Below are 24,322 nucleotides of genomic sequence, written 5' to 3'. Positions count from 1 at the left end.
CTCTACACTCTGGAGGGGCTGCTCCTCGTCGGGCGGCGTCCTCCACCGGATCCCGACGATGACGGGCTAGGCGCGCTCGGCCCCCCGCTCGTATCCAGAGAATCCAGAAATTCTTGGTTTGTCTTCGTATTGGCAAGCTTCTTGAGGAAGCCTTCCACGAACTCCATGGAATCGTTCATGCTCTTGCGAATCGCCCACAGCTTGTCGAGCGCTTCCTTGTCGAGCAGTAATTCTTCCCGTCTCGTGCCGGACCTTCTAATATCCAAAGCAGGGAATATGCGACGTTCCGAAAGCTTGCGATCGAGATGCAGCTCCATGTTCCCCGTCCCTTTAAACTCTTCATAAATAATATCGTCCATACGCGAACCCGTTTCCACGAGCGCGGTGGCCAGTATCGTCAGGCTTCCGCCTTCCTCGATGTTACGCGCCGAACCGAAAAACCGCTTCGGACGATGGAACGCCGCCGGATCGATACCCCCGGATAACGTACGTCCGGACGGTGGAACGACTAAGTTATATGCCCTCGCAAGCCTTGTGATGCTGTCTAGCAGAATCACGACGTCCCGCTTGTGCTCGACAAGCCGCAATGCCCGTTCCAACACCAGCTCCGCGACCTTGATATGATTCTCGGGCACCTCATCGAAAGTAGACGCGATAACCTCGCCCTTGACCGAACGCTGCATATCCGTCACTTCTTCCGGACGCTCGTCGATCAGAAGCACGAATAAATCGATTTCGGGGTGATTGATCGATATGCTATTCGCAATCTCTTTAAGCAGTAGCGTTTTACCTGCTTTAGGCTGCGCAACGATCAGTCCACGTTGTCCTAATCCGACGGGAGCTACAAGATCCATAATGCGAGTGGATAGATGGGTGGGAGACGTTTCGAGCTTGATCTTCTTCTGCGGATACAGCGGGGTAAGTGCAGGAAAATGCAGACGTTCTGCAGCGGTTTCGGGAGTGACGCCGTTCACGGCATTAACTTGCAGCAATCCGAAATATCGTTCGCTTTCTTTCGGCGCCCGGCATTTACCGGAGACAAGATCCCCCGTCCGCAAATCGAACTTGCGGATTTGCGAAGCCGAAATATAAATATCTTCGGGACTCGGAAGGTAGTTGATCGGCCGTAGAAACCCGAACCCTTCAGGTAAAACCTCGAGCACGCCTTCCATGAACATCAAACCGCTACGCTCCGCTTGTGCCCGCAAAATCGCGATAATCAGTTCCTTCTTCTTCATCTGGGCGTAATTATTGATTTGGTGCTGTTTCGCGAGCTTATAGAGCTCGGTCAACTTCAGCCCTTCCAAATCGGCCATCATTAAATCCGTCAATAGAATCCCCACTTTTATTCAGAAATCGACTGCTCGTTCGTTACCCTTGCCGCCAAACTTCCGCGCCTAAATTGCTAAGCTGCGTAACTAACTTCTCGTAACCACGGTCAATATATTCAACTCCGCTAATTTCGGTCGTGCCCTCTTCAACGGTAAGCGCGGCAACGACAAGCGCCGCCCCTGCCCGCAGATCGGCAGCTCGTACTTTAGCGGCATTAAGAGGTCCGCCTTCGATAATGGCGGAACGGCCTTCCACCCGAATTTGCGCACCCATTCGCGCTAGTTCCGGGACATGCTTAAAACGATTGTTGTACACGTAATCCGACAGTACGCTCACCCCGCGAGCTTGCGTAAGCAGGCTTGTCATCGGGGATTGAAGATCCGTAGCAAAGCCCGGATAGACGAGCGCCTTCACGTCGACCGCCTCGTAGAGGGATTGTCCTACTACGCGGATGGCTTCGTCCATCTCGTAGACGTGTACGCCCATTTCCTGCAATTTCGCGGTCATGGCTTCCAAATGTTTAGGAATAATATTATCGATAAGGACATCGCCACGGGTCGCCGCAGCGGCTATCATGTATGTTCCTGCTTGTATGCGATCGGGAATGATAGAATGACGGCATCCGTGCATTTCCTGAACGCCTTCGATGCGGATCGTCTCCGTACCGGCACCCTTGATCTTGGCTCCCATTGCATTCAGCAACGTGGCCACGTCAATGATTTCGGGTTCTTTCGCCGCATTCTCGATCAATGTCAATCCTTTGGCTCTCGAAGCCGCCAACATAATGTTAATCGTGGCTCCAACGCTAACGACGTCCAAATAAATTTTGGCGCCTCTTAATTCTTTAGCTCTGATCCGAATGGATCCATGATCATTGGTGACTTCGGCACCCAACGCTTCAAAGCCTTTAATATGTTGGTCGATGGGACGCGGCTCGAAATTGCAGCCTCCGGGTAACCCGATCGTCGCCTCGCCGAATCTCCCTAACAAAGCCCCCATTAAATAATAAGAAGCTCTGAGCAACTTAACTCTTCCATTAGGCATCGGAACGGATCTCATAGCGGAAGGATCGATAGACATCGTGTCATCCTGCCAAGATACTTTGCCTCCAAGCTCTTCTAACAATTCCGCATATACGGCCACATCGCTTAGTTGAGGCAGGTTGTCCAGCCGTACTTCCGATTCTGCCAGTATCGCTGCGGGAATAAGAGCGACCGCGCTATTCTTTGCGCCGCTGATACCGACCGTACCTCTAAGCGGTCGGCCTCCCCGGACCATCAATTTTTCCATGAATGCTGTCTTCCTCCTCGTGTTGTTGTCGGAGGAATTCACCGACACATGAAGGAACGGGAAAACGCCTTAAGACGTTTTCCCGCGTATCATTCGATAATAAATTTGTAATCAGCTTACGCTTTGTTGCTGCTTCCGAACAGACGGATTTTCTCTTGAACGACAGCCTTCATCGCATTGCGAGCAGGCGTCAAGTATTTACGAGGATCGATGACGTCGGCATCTTTGCCAAGAACTTGGCGAATTGCAGCCGTGCACGCGACTTGGTTCTCGGTGTTAACGTTGATTTTGCCCGCTCCGGCAAGAATCGCTTCGCGGATCATATCGTCGGGAACGCCGGAGCCACCGTGAAGAACGATAGGTACCGGAATTTTCGAAACGACTTCTTTAATAATATCGAAGTGAATTTTCACTTCGCCTTTGTACATTCCATGAGCCGTACCTACCGCGATAGCCAAGCAATCTACGCCGGTTTCTTCATAGAAACGGATCGCTTCTTCAGGCTTAGCGAGCGATGCGTCCGCTTCGTCTACGCTCAGATCGTCTTCGACGCCGCCGATTGTTCCGAGCTCACCTTCAACGGATACGCCCATCGCATGAGCGGCTTTAACGACTTCTTTGGTCAAACGGATGTTATCTTCGAAAGAGTGATGCGAACCGTCGAACATAACGGAAGAGAAGCCCGCGCGGATACATTTCATCGCAATATCGAAATTGCTGCCGTGATCTAAGTGCAAGGCGATTGGAAGGCCGGATTTCTCGGCAGCCGCTTTAGCGATCGCAACCGTATATTCCATCCCCATGTACTTAAGAGCGCCTTCGCTGACACCGAAAATGAACGGCGAGTTTTCTTCGATCGCCGCATCCGTGATCGCTTGAGCGAACTCCAGGTTGTTCATATTAAACTGACCGACTGCATATTTGCCTGCTTTGGCTTGCGGTAAAAATTCGGACATCGATACTAATGGCATAGTGTACAATTCCTCCTGCGTTTTCATTCGATTTCTCACGTATCGTACATACTGCGTTATTATAACACAAAATGACTTTACGAAGTAAACCGAACGGATGTTTCCAACTCTCTCCTATTAATGGAGCCGCTGCTAAGAACCGGTTGCGGATCTGGACGACGAGCCTTCGCCCATCTGCATATTGACGGCCAGTCTCATCTCGTCGATGTCGAACGGTTTCGTAAAATGCATCAAAGCTCCCAAATCGGTTGCTTCTTTAATCATATCCAACTCGCCGTATGCGGTCATCATAATCACTTTAATCCCACGGTCGTACTCTTTGATCTGCTTGAGAATCTCCAAGCCGTCCATGCCGGGAATTTTCATATCTAGCAACACTAGGTCGGGACGATGGTTCCTTACGATTTCCAAAGCCGTTCTTCCGTTCGCCGCTTGAAAGGTATCGTAGCCTTCGGTGGCAAAAACTTCGAGTAATAAAATACGGATACCGACTTGATCATCAACAATCAACAGTCTCTTCTTATCCAAGAGCTCATCCCCCCGATCACTATTCTAGCCTTATTCGTGACCAGAAGCGCAAATTCCTCCTCCTTCCATGTAAAAATTATGTAAGCAGCTTTAATTTTATAAGTTTACCCTCGAAAACCCATCCCCTTGCGGATATTCAGGCGAAAAGCAAAAACCGTCGCGGCAAGAAGCTACGACGGTTTGATTCGATCTTTTGGTAGATATGAGTAACCCGGCTTAACGAATTACGCTTCGGAACGGCGAAGCGCCGCCTTAACGAATTCGCGGAACAAAGGCTGCGGACGATTCGGACGGGAGGTAAATTCCGGGTGGAATTGTACCGCCAAGAACCACGGGTGATCCGGAAGCTCGATCATCTCCACTAATCGTCCATCCGGAGAAGTACCGGAAATACGCAAGCCGGCCGATTCGATCCGCTCGCGATACTCATTGTTGAACTCGTACCGGTGGCGATGACGTTCGTATACAAGCTCGTCTCCGTAACATTGGGCGGCCAAGCTTCCCGGAACCAGTTTACAAGGATACAGCCCCAGACGCATCGTTCCGCCGAGATCTTCGATATCCTTCTGCTCCGGCAACAAATCGATAACCGGATACGAAGTCGCAGGGTGAATCTCCGAGCTGTTCGCGCCGTCTAAACCAGCCATGCTGCGGGCATATTCGACAACGGCAACCTGCATCCCTAAGCAAATGCCGAAGAAAGGCGTTCCGCTCTCGCGGGCGTAACGGATCGCGGTGATCTTGCCTTCGATTCCCCGGTCGCCGAATCCTCCGGGAACGAGAATGCCCTGGACGCCGCCCAGAAGCTCGTCCACGTTGCTTGGCGTAATTTCTTCGGCGTTAACCCAACGAATGTTGACTTCGGCATCCGCATCGATTCCCGCATGCGCAAGCGATTCAACGATACTTAGGTAAGCGTCGTGCAGAGCGACGTATTTACCGACAATGGCGATTTCGGTCGTCTTCTTAAGCGACTTCACGCGGTTGACGAGAGCTTCCCATTCCGTCATGTCAGGCGCTCCGACGGTCAGGTTCAAATGCTTGACGACGTAATCGTCGAGACCTTGTTCGCGAAGGTTAAGAGGGACTTCATATAATGTCGACGCATCGCGGCATTCAATGACCGCATTCGCATCGATATCGCAGAATAACGCGATCTTGCGCTTCAAATCGTCAGCCAAAGGATATTCCGTACGGCAAACGATCATATTCGGCTGAATCCCGATGCTGCGCAGTTCCTTAACGCTATGTTGAGTCGGTTTCGTTTTCACTTCGCCGGCAGCTTTAATGTAAGGAATGAGCGTAACATGGATGTACATCACGTTGTCGCGGCCGATATCGCTCTTGATCTGACGAATCGCTTCCAAGAACGGCAAGCTTTCGATATCGCCGACCGTACCGCCGATTTCAGTGATCACGACGTCCGATCCGGCTTCCTTGCCCGCGCGGAACACTCTGTCTTTAATCTCGTTCGTAATGTGCGGGATAACCTGCACCGTACCGCCGAGATACTCTCCGCGGCGTTCTTTGCTAATGACGGTAGAATAGATTTTGCCCGTCGTCACGTTGCTGTTCTTCGACAGGTTAATGTCGATAAACCGTTCGTAATGCCCTAAATCCAAATCCGTTTCCGCTCCATCGTCGGTTACGAATACTTCCCCGTGCTGATAAGGGCTCATCGTCCCCGGATCGACGTTGATATACGGATCGAATTTCTGAATAGTCACCTTAAGTCCGCGATTCTTAAGCAACCTGCCCAACGAAGCGGCGGTAATGCCTTTACCGAGCGATGACACGACGCCGCCCGTTACGAAAATGTATTTGGTCACTCTGTACGAAACCTCCCACCACATGCCCTTCAGGCATCTTCATTATCGTTACCATTTTTACGCTTTACCCCTTACGAAACAGGGGACAAAAAGAAAAAAGTGTCACCCAATAAATGGGGGCACTTTTTAAATTCCTATGCTATGGAAACACTCACTTCTAAAGCCCAAGCATAAGTTTAACGTCTCGAATCGGCGGTGTCAAGCATAAACGAATCCCGCAACCATTAGAGATTGCGGGGAACGTTTATGTCGGAGTCGGTTCGGAAATGGATAGCGAAATGACATCCATTCTGAATCGTCAAGCATAAACGGCAACGCCTTATTTATCGTCTTCGTCCTCGTCTTCGTCCTCGTCATCGGCCAAGTCTTCGTCATCTTCGTCGTCGAAATCGTCCTCATCGTCGTCGTCCTTGGCATCGAGGTCTTCCGCGATTTCAGCGTCGTCATCTTCTTCGATGAGAACCTCTTCGTCGGCTTCGGCCGCTTCTTCGCCTTCTTCGAAGACTTCTTCGCGCTCTTCGTCGAAGAGATCGTAAGTCTCGTCATCCGCGGACGCGTTGTCCTCTTCTTCGCCGTACAAGTCGTCATCGTCCTCGTCGTCGTCATCGTTAATGATGCGAGGACGTTTCGCTCCGCCGTTCATCGGATCATCGGAACGTTCGACCGGATACCAACGCTTAAGTCCCCAGACGTTGCCGCCTACGCAAGCAAAGCGTCCATCGATGTTGATCTCCGTATACAGCTGAGCGATGACGTCCGTCACTTGGCCCTCTGTAAGTCCGCGCATCTTAGCGATTTCCATCATTAGATCGCGATAATAAAAAGGGGTGTTTGCTGTCTTCAGCAATTCATATGCCAGGTCAACCATAGGCATCTCGCGAATTTTCTCGGAGTCGAGTTTTAGCACGTAGTCGGCGCTCACGTGACTTCCATCCTCTCTTTATGTGAACTGGTATAAACCTTCACGTAAATCTGTCAACCTTCAGTAAACCGTATTTTAATCGAAAATGCAAGCGCTGCGGCATCGAAGTTCATCGAAGTGCCGCAGCGCATATGTGTTGATACGAATCTATTCCGAAAAGCCGCCCTGCGGCATCGGTTCGGGACGGGCCTTAAACTCCGACAATACGATGTGCCTGCCCTCGGCGGACGAATCGAGCAGCCCTTGCATCGCTTCCAGCACATGAAGCGCCATATGCCCGCTAGCCCGGTGAGGGCGGCCTTCGGCAATCGCGCGGGCGAGGTCGATAACCCCGACACCCCGCTCGTTCTCGTCGTAGCGGAAAGAAAGGGGAACGCTCTCCCACTCTTTCTTTCCCGCGTACCTCACAGTGACTTCTCCCCCGAAGCCGTTCGGGTCCGGTACCCGCAGCGTCCCTTGGGTTCCATAGATTTCGATGAAAGGCAGTTCCGCCTCTCCCTGAATGTCGAAACTGGTCACCAAAGTCGCCACCGCGCCGGAAGCGAAGTCCAGGACGCCGGCGATATGAGTGGGCGTCTCTACTTCGATCATCGTCCCGGACTTAGGCGCGCTTGTAATTCGACGGCTGGGAATCGGAGTGGCCGCAGACGAAGTGACGCGGGAAATGCCCCCTAAGAGGAAGATCATCGCCGTCAAATAATAAGGCCCCATATCGAATAACGGGCCGGCTCCGGCTTTGTAGAAAAATGCAGGATCGGGATGCCAGGACTCGGGGCCTTCCCCCATCATGAATGCGTTAACGGCGACCGGTCGACCGATCTCCCCGTCATCGATGAGCTTGCGGCAAGTTTGAATCCCTCCGCCAAGGAACGTTTCCGGCGCGCAGGCGACCCGCAGACCCTTAGCCTCCGCGAGCGCAAGAACCCGGGCTCCTTCTTCCGGATGAACGGCGAGAGGTTTTTCGACGTACACGTGTTTTCCCGCTTCCAAGGCGCGCAGGCAAATATCGCCATGGGATTGAGGGATCGTCAAATTCACGATCAGTCCGACGTCGGGATCGGACAACAATTCTTCGACCGAACAGGCTTTCGGTATTCCGAATTCCGCCGCCCGGGATCGGGCTTTATCCAAATCGATATCCGCGCAGCCGATCACTTGCACGTCGCGGGAAGCAGTTAGATTTTTCAAGTAAATCGCGCTAATGTTGCCGCAGCCGATCAAACCAATCTTGCAAATCCCCATCTTTGCAGCACCCCGTCTCGGAATCATAAAGCGACTCGGCCGCTATTCTTTCAAAGCTCCCATCATCATGCCCGTCGTAATTTTCCGTTGAAAGATCATGTATACGACAAGGGTCGGGATAGCCGAAATAACGGCTGCCGTCGCGATCTTAGTGTAATCCATCGTATATTTCGTTTGAAAATAATTCAGTCCGACCGGAAGAGTCCGCAATTCATCCTGTTGGATCAGTATCGTCGGCAGCATGAAATTGTTCCATGTACCGAGCGAATTAAAGACGATAACGGATACGAGCGGCGGATAGAGCATCGGGATTATGATATAAATCAAATTTTTCAGTTCGGTCGAACCATCGATTCGGGCCGATTCCAGCAGCGCTGACGGAATATCTCTCATAAAGCCTCGCAGCAAGAAGACCGAAAACGGAATGCTGAGCGCGATTTGCGGTAAAATAATGGCCCATCGGGTGTTCAACAGCCCGATCGATTTAAGATTGTGGAACAAAGGAATGATGATGAGGTCGAGCGGAACCATCAAGCCTAGCAAAATGACAAGAAACAGAAGCCCTTTGCCTACGAATCTCAAGTACGCGAAAGCATATGCCGCCAGCAAGGACAGCAAGACGACGAAAAGGACCACGACAACCGTTACAATGACGCTATTCTCGAAGTAGCCGATGAAATTGCCGACTTGCCAAATGTCCTTGAAATTTTCCCAATGATAAACTTCCGGGAGCGCCATCGGTCCGCGCTGATGAATATCGTCCATCGTTTTGAGCGACGTAAACAAAACCAGAACGAACGGGCTAATCGTCAAAACCGCGGCGCATACCAACAAGACGTAGACGAGGGATCGGCGACGGAGCAAGGAACGCAGCATCATGTTCATTGATTCCTTTCCCTGAAGTAAATAATCGTTCTGGCCACGATCAGAATAAATATCGTCAGCATGATCGATGCGGCAGCCGCGAATCCTACACGGTTAACGATAAAGCCCTGATTGTATACATAGTAGGAAATCACGTACGAACTGTATCCCGGGCCGCCCTTGGTCGTTGCCATAACGAGGTCGAACACCCCGAAGGAACCGATCGCCATCAGAACGGTGACGGTCGTTATCGTTTGATTGAGGCCGGGGACGGTCACGTGCCGGAATTGCCCCCAAGACCCGCACCCGTCGATCTTGGATGCATCGTACAACTGCGCGTCGACGCTTTGCAGGGCCGCGGTAAAGAGCATCGTCGTATAACCGAAACTGCCCCATAAAAAAATGACGAACAGCGAATACATGACCAGATCGGGATTGCCGAGCCATCCGGCATCCGGCCGGCTTATGCCGAGCGTATCGAGAATCGTGGCAAGCGGCCCGAACAAAGGATCGTAAATCCATTTCCAGATGACCGCGGCGATAACGGCGGAAATGACTTGCGGCATGAAAAATACCATCTGAAACCACTTTGAATAGCGGATCTTGCCTCGAACGAGAATGTTGGCAATTACGATACCTGCCCATACCGGGATGGTCGATCCTCCGATTACCCACATTACGGTATTATTGATGGCTTCCCTGAAAACCGGTTCGTTCGTGAATAGATCGATATAGTTTTTGAACCCCACGAACTTCTTCGGGCTGATTCCGTCCCAGTTCGTGAAACTGATTTGCAACGTCTGGATAGCCGGCCAACAAACAAAATAAAAAATCAAGACGAAAGCCGGAAGCAAAAATAAATAAGCTATCGGATTGTTTTTCTCGGCATACTTCCTTCTTAGCGCCGTCGATTCTGATTTCATATTGATCGCCCCGCTGTAGGAGGATACGACATCCCGCCGAGCCTTTCAGCCCGGCGGGTGTCCGGATTCCCTCCGTTATTATTGGCCATTGGCCGCCTTGACCAGCTTCTGATACTCGGCATTGATGTTATTCCATACTTGTTCCGGACTCGATTGACCGAACTGCATCATTTGCGTTTGCTTAATCATGACGTCGAGCAGACCCGGAACGGCGTTATCGAGGTAAAAGCCCATACTCGTCGTTTTTACCGCTTCATTTAACTCTTTTTGCATATCGGATAAGCTGGCTGTCGAACTATCGAACTTCACCGTCGTCGTAGAGCCGCCTTCGACCCACATCTTCACGACCTCCGGATCCATGAATACGTCGATGAAATCGAGAGCCGCTTGTTTCTTTTCCTCCGACAGCTTCGCGTTCAAAGCCCATCCGCCGTCGACCGAGTTCACGATCGTCTGCGGAAGGCTAGAGTCGATTTGCGGGAATGCGAAAATACCTGTCGGAACGTTCGTCGCTTGGTACCCTCCTAAATCCCAATCGCCGCTTACGACCATTGCCGTTTTGCCGGCGGCATAGTTGACCGAATTCGAGGCGCCGTCTAAAGACGCATCCTCTTTACGGAAATATCCTTTCTGGATCCAATCGTTCGCTTGCTTCAGCGCATCGATGAACGCTTGTTCGAACGCCGGAGTCGCTCCCTCCTGGAAGTAAAACTTTTTGATATCGTCCATAGGAAGTTTCCCGAATACCATGTTAAAGATCGACCAAAGGAGCGGAGAATTTTGCAAGCCGCCGTTTTCCATCGGAACATATCCGGCCGCTTTCGCTTTTTCCAGAATTCCGTTAAACTCATCCATCGTTTTCGGCGGAGTTACTCCCAATTCGGTGAAAATATTTTTGTTATAGTACACGACGACCGGCGCCATAATGAATCCTGCGCTGTAGTATTTGCCGGGCGTGCGAAGATTATTGAAATCTACCGCTCCGGGAAGCTGCTTGTCGACCCAACCTTTGCTATTGACGGCATCGGTAATGTCCATTAAATAATTGTTTTTCTGGAGCATTTGCTGCATGTTGTCGTCAACGTATACGACATCTTGACCCGAATCGCTGCTAAACGCCAATTTCAGCGTTTGCGCGTATTGCGACCATGGGCTGGGGCTGAATTCGATTTCGACGTCCGGGCGTTTCTTATTAAATACTTTGATCGTTTCGTCCATGAGCTTCATGCGAGCCTCATCGGTCATTGACGAGGTGACCGTTAGCTTGATCTTCTCCTTCGAGCTACCTTCGGAACCTTTGGACGGACTACTGTCCGAGTTTCCCGCTCCGCCGCAACCGGCGAGTACAGCAATAGCGAGAATAACAAGCAGCGTTAAATACCTTTTAGCAATGTTCAAGGCAAACCCTCCCCGTAATATAAAGCTGATCTTTGCTATTTATTGAAACGCGGCAAATAGGGGGCATGCACGGAGAGCAGTTCGTCTAGCATCTTCTCCGCTCCTTCCAAGCTGTCTACCACGGGATCGATCAGTAGCGCCTGCAACGCCAGCTTACGATCGCCATGTACGGCCGCTTCCACCGTTAACCGTTGGATGTCCACTTGCTTCTGGCACAGCGAAGCGATGCCGTCCGGCAGTTTCCCCATCGTGAGACCTTGAATGCCATACCCGCTAACTAAAGCCGGCACTTCTACGATCGCGTCCGCCGGTAAATTTGTAATGCTTCCATTATTAGGTACGTTCACGGCGAGCGCGTACGCATTGCGGTTTCCCGCTATCGCCTGAATAATGTCGAAAGCGATTTCACCGGACGGAACGGTGAGCAAATCCCCGAGCGGTTCGGCGCCGTCGGCCATGCCCTTGATTTTTTTCCACGTATCGTCCCGATGGACGTTCGCCTTAGCGAAATCATAGCCGTGATATCCGACTTTCTCCCAGGCATAAGGCAAATACTCTCCGATATGGTCGTCCGTCGGGCAAGGCCAGAAGCCGAAGTGACGGAACATCGCTCTCGTCAGAGGATCATGGCCGTATAAACCTTGATCGTCTTCGCTAAGAGCCGCTTCCCTTTCGCGGAACATCGGAAACAGATTTTCGCCCGTAACGTTGTCGCGAATGTCCATTACCCATACGAGATGATTTACGCCGGCCGCTTTGACGTCGATTTCCGAGCCTTGGCGCCCCAATATTTGCGCGATACGATCGCGTCCCATCGCTACGCCATGGCATAGCCCGACGGTTTTGATGCTCGAGTATTTGCTGACCGCCATGCATATGCGGCTTTCCGGATTACTAAAGTTAATCAAATAAGCGTCGGGGCACAGCTCCTCCATATCCTTGCAAATATCCAGAATGATCGGGATATTGCGAAGGGCATGGGACAACCCTCCAGGTCCGCCGTTCTCGCCCAATACCTGCTTGATATTGTGCTTGCGCGGAATTTCCCAATCCTTCTTCCACAGCTCGTCGCGGTTGATCGCTACGGAAGTAATGACGAAATCCGCTTCGGGAAGCGCGGCCCTCCTATCCGTAGTACTCTCGATCAATAGGCCCGTGCCCGCTTCTTCGTTCATTCGCTTCGCAAGCCGGGTTACGAGGGCCAGGTTGTCCTCGTTTAGGTCGACCAGCACTAACGTAGACCCTTTCATTTCTTTGCTCTGTATGGCATCCCGAAGCGACCCCGGTCCGAAGGATACGCTTCCCGCCCCGATAATAACGACTTTTACTGGTTTCATTCTATTAATCTCCCTTCGCGTTCGTTGTAATTAATTGTTCGGCTGCCGATTGATCCAGGCATAAATGAAAATTCGGGTGCTCACGGAGCAAGCTTGCCGGGATTCTCTCGGTCGGGCTTCCTTGATCATGAAACGCCGATCGAACGATCTCGGCTTTATGCGAGCCGCTAGCAAGCAGAATGACCGTTCGCGCCTCCATGACATGCCGCAATCCTAACGTGATTCCCGACGCGACCGCTTGAGGCGGATCGAAATATTTAACCGATACTTGCTTCGTAATCGGATCGAGCTCCGTTACGTGGGAATATAGATCCGGATTTACGCCCGGTTCATTGAAGCCCAGGTGACCGTTCAAGCCGATTCCGAGCAGCAGCATGTCAATCCGGCCATTCCCTTCTATGAACGAATCCATATCGGCGCACTCCCGAGTCAGATCCTCGCTCTTCCCATCGAAAAATCGAATGTTTTTATCAAGTATGCCAACCAAGCGAAAAAAGTGGTCGTTCATCGTCTGCCTGCAGCTGCCTTGAACCGATCCGTCCAAGCCGACCCATTCATCCAAGCTCGCGAATCGGCATTGATCGAAATCCGCCTTACCCTGCCGAACGGCCTCGACAAGCAGCGAGAATGTCTTCAGCGGCGTCGACCCGGCCGCGAGAGAGAACAACGAATCGGGTTTATTCCGCACCTGTTCGATAATCAATCCCGCCGCTTTGGCGGACGCTTCAAGGTCATTGGGGTAAACGTGAATATTCATATCGGCACATCTCCTTCCAACCGGCCTATTCTTCCCAACGCCATGGCCGCGGCTCCGACCGCCCCCGAATGCTCTCCCAAGGAGGACAGCTCGATCGCGACGGGAACGGGCGTCAGCTTGGAAACCGTCGTTCGCACTTGCTCCAGAAGATCGGATAACGACTGCGATACTCCCCCTCCAATAATGACCTTCTGCGGATTCAGCAGGCTTACGACGTTGGAAATGCCGATAGCCAAATTCGACACGAATTGGCGGACGATCTTCTGCGCCAATGGATCCCCGGCCGCATACTTGACGAACAATTCGTCGGATGCATAACCGTGACTCGATAATGAAGTTCCGGAAATCCGTTTCTCGTAGAGGCCGAATTGGCCGAAAGCGTTCGAGTCGCGATTGAGCACGTCATCGTCAAGGACCATGTACGCGATTTCCCCAGCCATGTAATCGCTGCCGTATACTAAGGAACCATTCGCGAAGATCGCGCTTCCGACCCCGGTTCCTAGAGCCAGAAACACGAAATCCTCCAATTTCCGCGCGGTTCCCAGCCATCGTTCTCCCAATGCCGCGCAATTCACGTCGTTATCGACGAAAACCGGCTTGTTGAAATATTGACTCATCTTCTCTCCGATAGGCATATTCGCCCACTGAAGTGCCGGGGCTTCGATCACGATCCCTTGCCGGGTATCCGTAATGCCAGGGACTCCGAAACCGAAAGCCGCTACCTGCTCGATAGGGATGGAGGCCGATTCCAACGTTTCCCTGATGATGCCGTGTATTTCTTCCGGCTTGCCGGTCGTACACACTTTGCGCTTGTACGCGATTTCCCCGGCGACGTTCGCAATATGAATCATTATCTTGGTGCCGCCTATGTCGACCCCAACCCCGTACTGGGGTTCCGCGGCCGATAAAGATTTCGTTGATTGCAGATTCATTGATTCACCCTCAGTTCACAATCCACTTCAATTTCTAACCGCGCACCTCTCTGACTCGGTTTGTTTGTACGACGTCCGTACTAACTAAGGAAAGTATAGCCTCATCCATCGACGACTGTCAACATGAAAATGCTTTCATTTTGGCGTTCCCGATAACCAACCCAAATCCCCCAATAGGGGGAGGGTGAGTCTTACCTTTAGCTATGATTTCACGCTGCTATACGCAGCTACCCGAGAAATTTTATATTTTATTCTGTTCCTGGTCGAAAGCGTAAGCTATGACCCCTAGAACACCCGCTTCTTCGCCGATACATGCCGCTTCGATATCCGTTTGAATGGGTGTAATACCGGATACTCTCTTCTGAATATCGTCTAAGAAAATCGGGATAAACTCCGAAATCTCCCCGCCGATGATGACTTTCTCGGGATTCAGCAAACTGACCATGTTGGCGATCCCGGCGGACAAGTGGGTGACGAACCGGTTGACGACGAAGACGCTTTGCTCGTTGCCCCGTTCGTAACCGAGAAACACTTCCCCGACCGAGCTTCGGGAAGACGCGAGCGACCGGACCGACGTCTTCTTCTCGAACACGCCGAATTCGCCGATCACGTTTATTTGATGCTGCAACGCATCTTCATCGAATATTAAATAAGCGATTTCTCCCGCCATATAGTCCTTGCCGTGAACCAAGCTCCCATTCGCAATAATCGCGCTGCCTACGCCGGACCCGATATAGATATAAACGAAATCGTCCATATCTTTAGCTCCGCCGACCCACCGTTCTCCCAACGCGGAACAGTTGACATCGTTGTTGATGTAGATCGGCTTATTTAGATAAGGCATCATCTCTGCGACGAAATTTACGTTTTTCCAACCTAGTAAAGGCGCATCCACGATAACTCCTTCTTTGCTGTTCGCTAGCCCAGGCACGCAGAAGCCTACGGCAATGACCTTATCCGCCTCGACCGACGCTTCGCGCAAACTTTCATGGATGCAACTCGCCATCGAGCCGTAATCCTTGTCCGATACGATTTGTTTCTTCAGAACGATATTCCCGTCCAGATCCGTAATGCAGACCAGCAGTCCCTGCTCGAGCAGTTCGACGCCGACTCCGAAGGCAGACCGCGAATTGAAGCTTAGCTCGATTCCCCTTCTCCCGCCTTCTTTGGTCGATGAACCGAACCCGGTTTCGACAACGAACTTCTTGGCGATCAATTCGTCCACGATAAGCGAAACGGTTGAACGACTTAAACCCAGTTTCTTAGCCAACTTAGCGCGGCTGACCGACTTATCGGCGCGAATGGAATCGAGAACGAGATCGCGGTTTATTTTTTTCAGAAACTCCATGCTTCCCTTTTGCATGATCCCGATCTCCTTAGTTTTTGGATAGGCGCTATCGAAGCGGCTAGTCCATTTGTGCGATTTGTTTGTTCCTCATACAAACTATTTTACGATCGGGAAGTCATAGAGGTCAAACGAAAAAGCGAAGGCGCGTCCCCAATGGACGACACCTTCGCTTTTCGACTGTATCCCTTCCCGGCCGCTCCGCGGGCGGAGGAACCGGCATGACCAAGAGTCTCACCGGGAAACTCTCCATTCATCGTATGTCGGAAGCACGGAAATGACACGGAACGCCGCCTATTTCCTCGCAAAAAAGGCCACATTCCCAAGCTTTTATCGTTGACTGCTCATACAGTAGAGGACACGGCAGAACGGCGGGCCAACCTGATCCCCCGCATGGTCTGCACATTCGTCCGGGAGGGAAGCCGCATTGGACGCAAGCGAAATCGTGGAGTGGCTCCGCAGTCCCCCTTGCACCGCTGAGTACCTTGGACGTCGGGGCATCCTCCGTTTCTTCGATTCCGACGATTACGCGCAATTCCTGCTAACGTCGAAGCTGAATGAACGTCGCACGCAAACCGATAAAATTCGCCCTATACGTAACCTAAATCTTATCCAAGCCGTATCCTGCCCTTGGGAAGCTTATAACTCCAATACCTTCCCCAAGTGTCTGACCGGGAAAGTCATCTGGGAGGAAGACGTTCCCGTGAGCGTTGCAGCGCTCCCCAAGGGAGCCCTTGTTACCGATAAGGGCATTCCTTGGGGAGTAAAACATATTCAAGCCCCGCAGGCGTGGGGCCGGACTACGGGATTCCGAGTCAAAGTGGGCGTCATCGATACGGGAGTAGATTTCAGCCATCCGGACTTGCGCCACTCCTTGGAGCGAGGCATAAACTTGCTTTACCGAATGGCGTTGCCTCAAGACGATAACGGTCATGGCACGCATATCTCGGGGACGATCGCCGCCGCCAACGAACTTCAAGGTATGATCGGCGTCGCCCCGCGTTCGACGATCTATCCCGTCAAAGCTTTCGACCATAACGGCACCGCATTCGTATCGGATATTATCCTTGGCATCGAATGGTGCGTTCGCAATCAGATGGACGTCGTCAACATGAGCTTCGGCATGAAAACGAGAAGCAGGTCGCTGCTGAACGCCGTTAACAACGCCTACCGTTCCGGCGTGCTGATCGTTGCTTCCTCGGGCAACGACGGCCGGATAGGAGACATCGATTATCCGGCGCGATACAACCAAACGATCGCCGTGGGCGCGATCAACCAAGCAAACCGCATCGCCAAGTTCACCAACCGCAGCGGGCTTATCGATATTTACGCCCCGGGCGATCGAATCGTCTCCGCCTGGTTGAGAGGCAAGCATCGCGAGATGAGCGGCACCTCGATGGCCACTTCCCACGTTACCGGAGCGATCGCCTTGCTGTTATCCGTAAAACCCGGACTGACGCCGGCGCAGATTAAAGCCGTCATTAAAAATTCCGCCAAGCCGTTGCAACACGGCAAAGCCCCCCGGATGGCCGGGGAGCTTAACGTCATGCGTATGATTAAAGCAGCCGAGTTTCTCTGAAGCGTCCCGGCATAACCTCGCGATCGAATGCTGACAACTACATTTTGTCTGGTGCCGAAACTCCGACTAGGGCAAGCGCGTTAGCTATCGTGATCTTGATAGCCGACAGCAACTGAAGACGAGCTTGGCTCTGTTCGGCATCTTCCGTAATGACGCGCTCCGCTTTGTAATAACTATGGAATTGGGAGGCCAATTCGTACACGTAACGAATCATCGTATGAGGCGCGTAGATCCGGGCCGCTTCGGCGACCGTTTCGGGAAACTCTCCGATTTTCCTAAGCAGATCGAACTCTTGCTCCGTGTTCAGCTTGCCGATCGCGGCTTCCTGCCAAGGCAGGATCGCGATGCCTTGCTCCTCCGCCTGACGGAAAATGCTGCAAATCCTTGCATGGGCGTATTGCACGTAAAAGACGGGATTCTCGTTCGACTTCGACACCGCGAGATCCATGTCGAAATCCAAATGAGAGTCCATGCTGCGCATCGTGAAGAAATAACGAATGGCGTCGACGCCGACTTCGTCCATGAGATCTTCCATCGTAACCGCCTTGCCGGTACGCTTGGACATCTTCACTTTCTCGCCGTTCTGGAACAAGCTGACCATCTGGGCGATCAGTACCGTCAACTTCTCGGGATCGTTGCCCAACGCGGCCATCGCCGCTTTCATCCGAGGAATGTAGCCGTGATGATCGGCTCCCCAAATATTGATCATTTGATCGAACCCGCGTTTGTACTTATCCATATGGTAAGCCGCATCCGGCGTCAAATACGTATAACTGCCGTCGTTCTTAACGAGTACTCTGTTCTTGTCGTCCCCGAACGTAGTCGAGGAGAGCCAGACTGCCCCTTCTTCCTCGTATACGTGACCTTGAGCCCGGAGCGCCGCGAGTACTTCGGTCACTTTGTCGTTCTCGTACAAGGACGTTTCGCTATACCATTCATCGAACAGAACGCCGAAGCGCGCCAGATCCCGTTTGATTTTGGCTAACTCCTTGTCGAGTCCGTACGTACGGAAAAAATCGAAACGTTCTTCGTCGCCGAGGGAGAGCAAACGGTCGCCCTCTTGCTCCGCCAATTCCTTGGCGAATCCGACGATGTCTTCGCCGTGATAACCGTCTTCCGGCATCTCGGCCGCCTGACCCAGCGCTTGGCGATACCGAGCCTCGATAGAGCGAGCCAGATTATTCACCTGATTGCCGGCATCGTTAATATAATACTCTCGCGTCACTTCGTATCCTGCGGCCGATAGTACATTGCATAGCGCATCGCCGACCGCCGCTCCCCGGGCATGGCCCAAGTGGAGGCTGCCCGTCGGATTCGCGCTAACGAACTCGACCTGCACTCTTTTGCCTTGTCCGGCATTCACTTCGCCGTATCGGCTGCCCTGCGTAAGCACTTCGCCTACGATCGGATGCAGGTAACTCTTGTCCAGCCTGAAATTGATGAATCCCGGCCCCGCGATCTCTGCTAGTTGAATAGAAGCGCGGCCGGTGCCCAGCTTCTCGATGATCGCTTCCGCGATCTGCCTAGGATTTTTCTTCGCGATCTTCGTCAGCTGCATGGCCAGGTTCGTCGCCAGGTCGCCATGCGTCTTGTCTTTAGGCACTTCCAACGCGATCGTCGGCAGCTCGTCCTTGGTCGCTACGAGACCCGCTTCCAATACCGCTTCCGCAAGCGCCTCCTTCACGGATACTTGCAATTGTTCCAATACGTTCATCCTACGTGTTCCTCCCGAATATCGAGCCGGATATGAAAGCTTCCGACCGTTTGATCTTGCATAAGCAAATCGTATTTCCACTCGACGCCGCCTCCGGATTCCGTCAGCCCGATGTCTAGTAGAGACGTTAGAGCTTGTACGTCATGAGGTCCGTAAGGGGTTTCCATCTTGCCCGGAAGCGAGACCCCTTCGCGGAAACTCATCTCGAAGAAGATCGATCCTCTTCTTCTGAGCCGCAATTCGTCCGCGTGGACGAACAGCGTATTCGTCGTCTCGTTTCCGTTCTCGTCGGGCGGTTCCCGATAGACGAGCGTCCACCCGGATTGCAGCCGGTACAGCTCCCCATGCAAGGTAAGCTGTCGAACATCGCCGTCTTGCCGGCTGCGGAAATCGACGATTACGCTCCTTTTGTCCGGCATAAGTCCCTCTCCCAGTTCCCTTTACTCTTGTTATTACTATATACAGATCGATTGATCAATTCAAATACAATGATTGAGGTTCGCCCGGAAATCTTTCTATTTCACCCTTGTGCCTGCCCGTTGGAAATGGCTATAATGAAATATAATAAAAAAAGACGATGAACGAGAGAGTATCGCGTCTGTCCCTGTCACGCAGCGAGCCGGGTTGGTGCAAGCCGGCACAGGAGGGCGAGAGAACCGCACTCGGGAGTTGATTTCCTGAAATCGATCGCGTATTAGGGAAATCCGGCTGCATGCCGTTAACCTTATGAGTGGATTCCTTACGGGAATGCCAAAAGAGTGGTACCGCGGAAACGACCTCCGTCTCTTACGAGACGGGGTTTTTTGTATTTTTCGCCGAAATTCGCTCGCCCCCTTGTCCCAGCACGTCCCAATCCAGTCATTTTTCAAGGAGGATTTCAATCATGCTCATGCACATCGCGTCAAGCTTATTGGCACCTTACGTTGCCGTAACTGCCGGAGAGCTGTTCGACAAGCTCGAATATCCGCCGCAGAAGGAACTGGGCGACGTTTCCTTGCCCTGTTTCGCCTTTGCGAAAACGATGCGCCTAGCCCCGCAGAAGATCGCGGAGCAATTCGCCGAACGAATCAACGCCGATCAAAGCGCCGTGCGGGCATTGGCCGTCGGAGGATACTTGAACCTATTCTTCCAAGCCGACCATTGGAAAAGCGACATTGTCGCCAGCGCCTCGGAAACGAGTTACGGACATTCCGATATCGGAAAAGGCAAGCGCGTGCTCATCGACATGTCGTCCCCAAATATCGCGAAGCCGTTCGGTATCGGTCACCTGCGTTCGACGATGATCGGCAACGCTTTGGTCAACCTGTACCGGGCGACGGGCCACGAAGTCATTAACGTGAATCATCTCGGGGATTGGGGAACGCAGTTCGGCAAGCTTATCGTAGCCTATCGCAAATGGGGAAGCCGGGTAGAGCTCGAGCTTGCGCCGATCAAAGAGAGCTTAAGGCTGTACGTGAAGTTTCACGAGGAGGTCGAACGCGAGCCCGCGCTCGAGGATGAAGCAAGGGAAGCGTTCGCGAGGCTGGAACAAGGAGATCCGGAAACCCGCGACCTCTGGCAATATTTCGTCGACGAGAGCATGAAGGAATTTCATAAGGTGTATGACCGTTTGGGCGTGAGCTTCGATCATTTCACCGGCGAAAGCTTCTACAACGACAAGATCGATGCCGTCGTTCGCGAGCTTCGGGAGAAAGCGCTGCTGGAGGAAAGCGAAGGAGCGCAGATCGTTCGCTTGGAGGAGCAAGAGCTGCCTCCATGCCTCATCCTCAAGAAGGACGGCTCGACGATCTATGCCGTACGCGATCTCGCTACCGCAATGTACAGGAAACAAGCTTTAGGAGCGGATTCCATTTTGTACGTCGTCGGAGCCGAGCAAACGTTGCATTTCCAACAAGTGTTTTCCGTTCTGGGCAAAATGGGCTATACGTGGGCGGAACAATGCCGTCATGTGCCGTTCGGGCTCATGACCGTTAACGGCAAGAAGATGTCCACCCGTAAAGGCAAGGTCGTATTCCTCGAAGAGGTTCTCGACGAAGCCGTCCAGCGGGCGCTGGACATTATCGACGAGAAGAATCCGCACCTTCCGGATAAACAGACGGTCGCGGAAGCGGTCGGCGTCGGAGCGGTTATTTTCGGAGACTTGAAGCACCATCGTCAATTGTCGGTCGACTTCAATCTGGAGGAAGCGGTCAGCTTCGATGGGGAGACGGGTCCTTACTTGCAGTACACGCATGCGCGTATATGCGCTTTGCTCAGGAAGGGCGATTATGAAGTGTTGCAAGGCGAGCATTTCGTGAACGGTGCACATCTCTCGTCGGAAACGGCTTGGGAGTGCCTGAAGACGTTGTCCAGATACGATGCCGCATTGCAGGAAGCGTTACGCGATCATGAGCCGTTCGCCGTCGCCAGATTTCTTCTGGACTTGGCCAAAGCCTTCAACCGTTTCTACAATTCCGGTAAAATCATCGCCGACGATGCCGACAAAACCGAGGTTCTATCCAAATTGAGCTTGGCCGCCGCGGTTGCCAACGTGTTGAAGGATGGGCTTGGCTTGCTGGGGATTAAAGCTCCTAGGGAGATGTGATCGACGTATCGGCGGGATTAAACGCGGAAAAGAGGCTGCCGAAGATCAATGGCTTCTCGGACAGCCTTCCGCAATAAATCAATATATTAACATAAAAAAAAGACAGCTCAGGAGGACTTATCGAACCGTTACCCCAAAGAGGTTCGCTTTTTTTCAAAGCGCCCTTCTATGGAGTCACGGTTCATATCCCAGCGCCGTCTTTTCCTTATTTCGATCTGCTTTCTTGTAGAACCAATCCTTTTGCTCGTATCTATTCGAACGAAATCTGTACTTTCATATCTTTCGGCGAACGGTCGCCCTGTAAATACTTCACGGCGCTTTCGAGCGTCAGCTCGCGGGTCACGAGATGTTCCGTGCTTACTCGTCCGGACTCAAGCCAAGCAAGCGCCGGAGCGAAAGTATGGTTAAGCGCCATCGAACCGATAAACGTCCATTCGAGTTGGTAAAGATCGAACGTCCGTAGCTGGACGGAATCGTCCTCCTTCGTTACGCCGAACTGAACATAACGGCCGCATGGTCCGATATACTGGAACGAATTCGCGATAACCCGAGGGACTCCGGTCGTATCGATGACGATATCGAAGCCGTCTTTCCCCGTTCGTCCCTGCAACTGCGTCGCGGCCGAACCCGCCTGCAACACCTGAGTCGCTCCCCACCGCATGGCAAGCTCCAGCTTTTCCTCCGCAAGATCGACGACGACTAACTCCGAAACGCCCGAACGCGCCAAGGCCTGTACCCATTGTTGGCCCATCGCCCCTGCGCCGAATAGAAGCGCGCGGTCTCCCGTCCTGGGACTTAGCCGATTCAAAGCATGTACAACGCAGGCGACGGGCTCGATGAATGCCCCTTGCGCGAACGATAACGAATCCGGCAGCTTCGTTGCAAGCTCCTCGGGCACGGCGACGTATTCCGCCATTGCGCCGGGAAGCGTAACGCCGATCGCCGCCCAGTTGTCGCAATGGTTAGCGCGGCCCGATAGACAGAAGCGACAGCGACCGCACGATAAGTTCGGTTCGGCGCTTACTCGGTCTCCGACTTGAAACCGCTCGGCTCCGTTACCCACCTCGTGGACGACGCCGGAAAACTCATGTCCGGGAATGATCGGATAAGGAGATAAATACTCTCCTTTATAAATATGAAGATCCGTACCGCAAATCCCCGCTCTTTTGACTCGAACGACAATCTCGCCTTTCTTAGCGCGAGGGATGGGCACCTGAAGAACAACGGCATTACCGGGGCTCTCCACGACAAGAGCGCTCATCATGTTCATTTCTATTCCTCCGTTCGCAATGTGGCTGTTCCGTTCGGATAGACGAGCACCTTCAAGGAACCGCTCTTGTTCGTTAACTCCTTCGCGTACGATACGCCGTCGCTCATTAAGCGATACCGGCAGGCAAAACGACATCCTGCGCAAGCAAGGTTTGATGCAACTCGCGGATATTTACGTTACGCGGCTCGATTCCCGAAGCCGACGCTAATGCCGCTCCCGCTCCCGCGGCTTGTCCCAACGCGAATGCGCAAGGCATGACCCGGATCGCTCCGAGCGCTTCATGCGTCGCGGACACGCACCGGCCGGCAACGAGCAGTCCGTTTACTTTCTGCGGAACGAGAATACGATAAGGCATCTGATAAATATTCGCCGTCTTGAATTCTTTGCTGAACTCGGTCGTCACTTCGTTAGGACTGTGAATATCGATCGGATAGCCATAGAGAGCGATGACATCTTCGAAGGAACGTCCGCTGATCAAATCTTCGGAAGTCAGCATATATTCTCCGACAAGTCTTCTCGTCTCGCGGACGCCGATCTGCGTTGCCGTATCGACGAGCACCGCATTCCGGAAGCCCGGAAAGTACTTGCGGAAGAAAGCCAGCAGCTCGAATACTTGACGGCGTCCTTCCAACTCCGCCTTGGACAGATCCTCCGCATTCGTGCCCGCGAGTCCTTGTACCCGGCTCGTATTCACTCGCCATACTCCGGCCTGAGTCGTACGATAAATGCCTAGGTGGTTTTTGTTGACCGTCCATTCTCCCGCTTCCCGCTTCTCCGCGATCAAGCTGCCGAACAACAGATCCCGCTCCTCCGGGTGATCCTCGACGTATTTCAGAATTTCTTCGTCGTTCACTCCGGCCACGCGGAAGAACATCGTCATCGGCTGGGTAAGCCCGTCCGATTTCCTGCCTACTTCGAGCTCCGCTCCGGCACGGAACGCCACGTCTCCGTCGGCGCTGCAGTCTACCGTTACCTTGGCGCGAATAGCCTGCAAGCCCGACTTGTTCACGATGAGAGCGCCGTTCACCCTGCCGTCCTCCACGATGGAATCGACGAAGAAGGTGTGCATGAACATCCGTACTCCCGCTTCCTCCATCATTTCCGCCGCAGCGAGCTTAACGGCCTCGGGATCGAATGGCGTCACATGGTCGTGCCCTTTGCTGAAGAAGCCGGAATAGGCGCTTCCCGTTCTCACTTGCTCGGGGTGAACCGCTCCGCCGAACGATTCCATCCTCCGTACCAATTCATCGAACACGCCTTTAACAAGCTGAGTCTTGCCGTCATCGCTATAAGAGTTCATGAAAGGCCCGACCAAGCCCGCCGTCGCGTTGCCCCCGAGAAATCCGTAACGCTCTACCAAAGCCGTCTTCGCTCCCGCTCTTGCAGCGGCGAGAGCTGCTCCGATTCCCGCCGGGCCGCCGCCGATCACGAGAACGTCGACGTCGCCGATGACCGGAATATTCGTATCGTAAGAAATTTGATTGTTACGCACAGATGTTCATCCC

At 52.8% G+C, this 24,322-nt stretch carries 20 protein-coding genes and 1 other annotated feature; of the genes, 2 read left to right on the top strand and 18 right to left on the bottom strand.

All coding sequences use genetic code 11. The annotated features are described in order from the left end of the window. Positions 1 to 2: 2 nt before the first annotated feature. The 14 genes from rho to HH215_RS25495 form a co-directional block, all read right to left on the bottom strand. Positions 3 to 1,319 carry a transcription termination factor Rho gene (gene rho / locus HH215_RS25560; RefSeq protein ID WP_169284577.1) on the bottom strand — a complete coding sequence of 439 codons (1,317 nt, stop codon included), beginning with the start codon at positions 1,317 to 1,319 and terminating at the stop codon, positions 3 to 5. Positions 1,320 to 1,371: 52 nt separating this feature from the next. After that, on the bottom strand, positions 1,372 to 2,622 hold the full coding sequence (gene murA, locus HH215_RS25555; RefSeq protein WP_169282464.1) for a UDP-N-acetylglucosamine 1-carboxyvinyltransferase: 1,251 nt from the start codon (positions 2,620 to 2,622) through the stop codon (positions 1,372 to 1,374). 116 nt (positions 2,623 to 2,738) lie between these two features. Then, complete coding sequence (fba, locus tag HH215_RS25550; RefSeq protein ID WP_169282463.1) at positions 2,739 to 3,593, bottom strand: class II fructose-1,6-bisphosphate aldolase; 855 nt, start codon at positions 3,591 to 3,593, stop codon at positions 2,739 to 2,741. A 132-nt stretch (positions 3,594 to 3,725) separates the two neighbouring features. Next, complete coding sequence (locus HH215_RS25545; RefSeq protein WP_169282462.1) at positions 3,726 to 4,121, bottom strand: response regulator; 396 nt, start codon at positions 4,119 to 4,121, stop codon at positions 3,726 to 3,728. Positions 4,122 to 4,345: 224 nt separating this feature from the next. Continuing rightward, the gene (pyrG, locus tag HH215_RS25540) at positions 4,346 to 5,950 is read right to left on the bottom strand and encodes a CTP synthase (RefSeq protein WP_169282461.1); all 1,605 of its coding nucleotides are present in this window, start codon (positions 5,948 to 5,950) and stop codon (positions 4,346 to 4,348) included. A 319-nt stretch (positions 5,951 to 6,269) separates the two neighbouring features. Next, positions 6,270 to 6,872: a DNA-directed RNA polymerase subunit delta gene (rpoE, locus tag HH215_RS25535; RefSeq protein WP_169282460.1), complete on the bottom strand. Its 603-nt coding sequence runs from the start codon at positions 6,870 to 6,872 to the stop codon at positions 6,270 to 6,272. A 147-nt stretch (positions 6,873 to 7,019) separates the two neighbouring features. After that, positions 7,020 to 8,114, bottom strand: coding sequence for a Gfo/Idh/MocA family protein (locus tag HH215_RS25530; protein ID WP_169282459.1), 1,095 nt, complete (start codon positions 8,112 to 8,114; stop codon positions 7,020 to 7,022). 42 nt (positions 8,115 to 8,156) lie between these two features. After that, the gene (locus tag HH215_RS25525; protein WP_169282458.1) at positions 8,157 to 8,999 is read right to left on the bottom strand and encodes a carbohydrate ABC transporter permease; all 843 of its coding nucleotides are present in this window, start codon (positions 8,997 to 8,999) and stop codon (positions 8,157 to 8,159) included. Then, on the bottom strand, positions 8,996 to 9,901 hold the full coding sequence (locus HH215_RS25520; protein WP_169282457.1) for a carbohydrate ABC transporter permease: 906 nt from the start codon (positions 9,899 to 9,901) through the stop codon (positions 8,996 to 8,998). Before HH215_RS25520 ends, HH215_RS25525 begins: the two co-directional genes overlap by 4 nt. A 78-nt stretch (positions 9,902 to 9,979) precedes the next feature. Continuing rightward, positions 9,980 to 11,299, bottom strand: coding sequence for an ABC transporter substrate-binding protein (locus HH215_RS25515; RefSeq protein ID WP_169282456.1), 1,320 nt, complete (start codon positions 11,297 to 11,299; stop codon positions 9,980 to 9,982). Positions 11,300 to 11,334: 35 nt separating this feature from the next. Then, entirely contained in the window at positions 11,335 to 12,636 is a 1,302-nt protein-coding gene (locus tag HH215_RS25510) for a family 4 glycosyl hydrolase (RefSeq protein ID WP_169282455.1), read from the bottom strand. Positions 12,637 to 12,640: 4 nt separating this feature from the next. Next, positions 12,641 to 13,393, bottom strand: coding sequence for a glucosamine-6-phosphate deaminase (locus tag HH215_RS25505; RefSeq protein WP_169282454.1), 753 nt, complete (start codon positions 13,391 to 13,393; stop codon positions 12,641 to 12,643). Continuing rightward, positions 13,390 to 14,325, bottom strand: coding sequence for an ROK family protein (locus HH215_RS25500; protein WP_256376630.1), 936 nt, complete (start codon positions 14,323 to 14,325; stop codon positions 13,390 to 13,392). Before HH215_RS25500 ends, HH215_RS25505 begins: the two co-directional genes overlap by 4 nt. A gap of 241 nt (positions 14,326 to 14,566) precedes the next feature. After that, the gene (locus HH215_RS25495; protein WP_169282452.1) at positions 14,567 to 15,688 is read right to left on the bottom strand and encodes an ROK family transcriptional regulator; all 1,122 of its coding nucleotides are present in this window, start codon (positions 15,686 to 15,688) and stop codon (positions 14,567 to 14,569) included. 409 nt (positions 15,689 to 16,097) lie between these two features. On the opposite strand from HH215_RS25495, the gene HH215_RS25490 reads away from it, so the two are divergent. Then, positions 16,098 to 17,249 (top strand): S8 family peptidase, encoded by a 1,152-nt coding sequence (locus HH215_RS25490; protein WP_254450225.1) that lies wholly within the window; start codon positions 16,098 to 16,100, stop codon positions 17,247 to 17,249. Between the two features lie 37 nt (positions 17,250 to 17,286). On the opposite strand, the gene argS (HH215_RS25485) is transcribed toward HH215_RS25490, so the two are convergent. Both argS (HH215_RS25485) and HH215_RS25480 read right to left on the bottom strand, forming a co-directional pair. Further along, the gene (gene argS, locus HH215_RS25485) at positions 17,287 to 18,963 is read right to left on the bottom strand and encodes an arginine--tRNA ligase (RefSeq protein WP_169282451.1); all 1,677 of its coding nucleotides are present in this window, start codon (positions 18,961 to 18,963) and stop codon (positions 17,287 to 17,289) included. Next, the gene (locus HH215_RS25480) at positions 18,960 to 19,382 is read right to left on the bottom strand and encodes a YwiB family protein (protein ID WP_169282450.1); all 423 of its coding nucleotides are present in this window, start codon (positions 19,380 to 19,382) and stop codon (positions 18,960 to 18,962) included. Before HH215_RS25480 ends, argS (HH215_RS25485) begins: the two co-directional genes overlap by 4 nt. 149 nt (positions 19,383 to 19,531) lie before the next feature. Continuing rightward, positions 19,532 to 19,753, top strand: a binding site (T-box leader). 93 nt (positions 19,754 to 19,846) lie between these two features. On the opposite strand from HH215_RS25480, the gene argS (HH215_RS25475) reads away from it, so the two are divergent. Continuing rightward, positions 19,847 to 21,547: an arginine--tRNA ligase gene (argS, locus tag HH215_RS25475; RefSeq protein ID WP_169282449.1), complete on the top strand. Its 1,701-nt coding sequence runs from the start codon at positions 19,847 to 19,849 to the stop codon at positions 21,545 to 21,547. A 250-nt stretch (positions 21,548 to 21,797) separates the two neighbouring features. On the opposite strand, the gene HH215_RS25470 is transcribed toward argS (HH215_RS25475), so the two are convergent. Both HH215_RS25470 and HH215_RS25465 read right to left on the bottom strand, forming a co-directional pair. Beyond that, complete coding sequence (locus HH215_RS25470) at positions 21,798 to 22,817, bottom strand: zinc-dependent alcohol dehydrogenase family protein (protein ID WP_254450224.1); 1,020 nt, start codon at positions 22,815 to 22,817, stop codon at positions 21,798 to 21,800. A 106-nt stretch (positions 22,818 to 22,923) separates the two neighbouring features. Further along, on the bottom strand, positions 22,924 to 24,309 hold the full coding sequence (locus HH215_RS25465; RefSeq protein ID WP_169282448.1) for an FAD-dependent oxidoreductase: 1,386 nt from the start codon (positions 24,307 to 24,309) through the stop codon (positions 22,924 to 22,926). Between the last annotated feature and the right edge of the window lie 13 nt (positions 24,310 to 24,322).

The organism is Cohnella herbarum, assembly GCF_012849095.1.
GTDB lineage: Bacteria > Bacillota > Bacilli > Paenibacillales > Paenibacillaceae > Cohnella > Cohnella herbarum.
The sequence above is the reverse complement of the archived record's forward strand: the minus strand, read 5'-3'. Positions and strand labels throughout refer to the sequence as shown.

Coding starts and splice junctions, on each gene's coding strand:
- rho (WP_169284577.1), bottom strand. CDS start 1,319: ATGATGGCCGATTTGGAAGGGCTGAAGTTGACCGAGCTCTATAAGCTC.
- murA (WP_169282464.1), bottom strand. CDS start 2,622: ATGGAAAAATTGATGGTCCGGGGAGGCCGACCGCTTAGAGGTACGGTC.
- fba (WP_169282463.1), bottom strand. CDS start 3,593: ATGCCATTAGTATCGATGTCCGAATTTTTACCGCAAGCCAAAGCAGGC.
- HH215_RS25530 (WP_169282459.1), bottom strand. CDS start 8,114: ATGGGGATTTGCAAGATTGGTTTGATCGGCTGCGGCAACATTAGCGCG.
- HH215_RS25525 (WP_169282458.1), bottom strand. CDS start 8,999: ATGAACATGATGCTGCGTTCCTTGCTCCGTCGCCGATCCCTCGTCTAC.
- HH215_RS25520 (WP_169282457.1), bottom strand. CDS start 9,901: ATGAAATCAGAATCGACGGCGCTAAGAAGGAAGTATGCCGAGAAAAAC.
- HH215_RS25510 (WP_169282455.1), bottom strand. CDS start 12,636: ATGAAACCAGTAAAAGTCGTTATTATCGGGGCGGGAAGCGTATCCTTC.
- HH215_RS25505 (WP_169282454.1), bottom strand. CDS start 13,393: ATGAATATTCACGTTTACCCCAATGACCTTGAAGCGTCCGCCAAAGCG.
- HH215_RS25500 (WP_256376630.1), bottom strand. CDS start 14,325: ATGAATCTGCAATCAACGAAATCTTTATCGGCCGCGGAACCCCAGTAC.
- HH215_RS25495 (WP_169282452.1), bottom strand. CDS start 15,688: ATGCAAAAGGGAAGCATGGAGTTTCTGAAAAAAATAAACCGCGATCTC.
- argS (WP_169282451.1), bottom strand. CDS start 18,963: ATGAACGTATTGGAACAATTGCAAGTATCCGTGAAGGAGGCGCTTGCG.
- HH215_RS25480 (WP_169282450.1), bottom strand. CDS start 19,382: ATGCCGGACAAAAGGAGCGTAATCGTCGATTTCCGCAGCCGGCAAGAC.
- argS (WP_169282449.1), top strand. CDS start 19,847: ATGCTCATGCACATCGCGTCAAGCTTATTGGCACCTTACGTTGCCGTA.
- HH215_RS25470 (WP_254450224.1), bottom strand. CDS start 22,817: ATGAACATGATGAGCGCTCTTGTCGTGGAGAGCCCCGGTAATGCCGTT.